The following is a 1,243-nucleotide window of genomic DNA, read 5'->3' as shown; positions in this document are numbered from 1 at the left end:
CTCGCGGTCACCGCCACGGAAGCCACCGCCGGGCCTGTCGCCACCCTCACGGCGGTCGCCGCCGCGGAAGCCACCTTCGCGACGCTCGCCGCCGCGGAAACCGCCCTCGCGGTCACCGCCACGGAAGCCACCCTCGCGACGCTCGCCACCGCGGAAGCCGCCACCGCGGAAGCCGCCCTCGCGGTCACCGCCACGGAAGCCACCGCCGGGCCTGCCGCCACCCTCACGGCGGTCGCCGCCGCGGAAGCCACCTTCGCGACGCTCGCCGCCGCGGAAACCGCCCTCGCGGTCACCGCCACGGAAGCCGCCCTCGCGACGCTCACCACCGCGGAAACCGCCCTCGCGGTCACCGCCACGGAAGCCACCGCCGGGCCTGTCGCCACCCTCACGGCGGTCGCCGCCCCGGAAGCCACCTTCGCGGTCACCGCCACGGAAACCGCCCTCGCGACGGTCGCCGCCGCGGAAGCCACCTTCGCGACGCTCACCGCCGCGGAAGCTACCCTCGCGACGCTCGCCGCCGCGGAAACCGCCCTCGCGGTCACCGCCACGGAAGCCGCCCTCACGGCGATCCCCACCGCGGAAACCGCCCTCGCGGTCACCGCCACGGAAGCCACCGCCGGGCCTGTCGCCACCCTCACGGCGGTCGCCGCCCCGGAAGCCACCTTCGCGGTCACCGCCACGGAAACCACCTTCGCGACGCTCGCCGCCGCGGAAACCGCCCTCGCGGTCACCGCCACGGAAGCCACCCTCACGGCGATCCCCACCGCGGAAGCCACCCTCACGGTCGCCAGCGTCCCGGCGGAAGCCACCCTCGCGCGGCGGGCCCGAACGGAACCCGCCCTCGCGGCGCTCGCCGCCACGCTCGCCCCGGAAACCACCCTGGCGCTCGGCGCCGTCACGACGGGGGGCGCCGGCCGCGCGGGAGTCGCCATCACGGGAACCAGACCGGTACCCGCCTTCGCGGCGGTCGCCGGCGTATCCGCCGCGCTGACCACCCCGGTCATCCCGGTACGACGGCCGGTCGTCGCGGCGCGGGGCGTCCTCGCGCCCGCCCGCCCGGTCTTCGTAACGACGGGGACGATCTCCGCCCTGCGATCCTGAACTCACAGGTACATCCTTCCTCATTGCGCCACCTATGGCGCTACGCAGTCGAGGGCCGACCCGGATGGGGCGGCCCTCGACTGGAATGATTGTCCGGCGGTGTCCTACTCTCCCACACCCTCCCGAGTGCAGTACCATCGGC

At 75.5% G+C, this 1,243-nt stretch carries 1 protein-coding gene; it reads left to right on the top strand.

The window, feature by feature from the left end:
• Positions 1-1,101 (top strand): hypothetical protein (locus tag ABT006_RS32830; protein WP_350712369.1); only part of this gene is annotated, 1,101 nt, incomplete at its 5' end.
• Positions 1,102-1,243: the final 142 nt, after the last annotated feature.

The sequence above is a fragment of the Micromonospora sp. NPDC002717 genome (genome assembly GCF_040295705.1).
Taxonomy (GTDB): Bacteria; Actinomycetota; Actinomycetes; order Mycobacteriales; family Micromonosporaceae; genus Micromonospora.
This window is presented reverse-complemented; position numbering and strand designations above follow the sequence as displayed.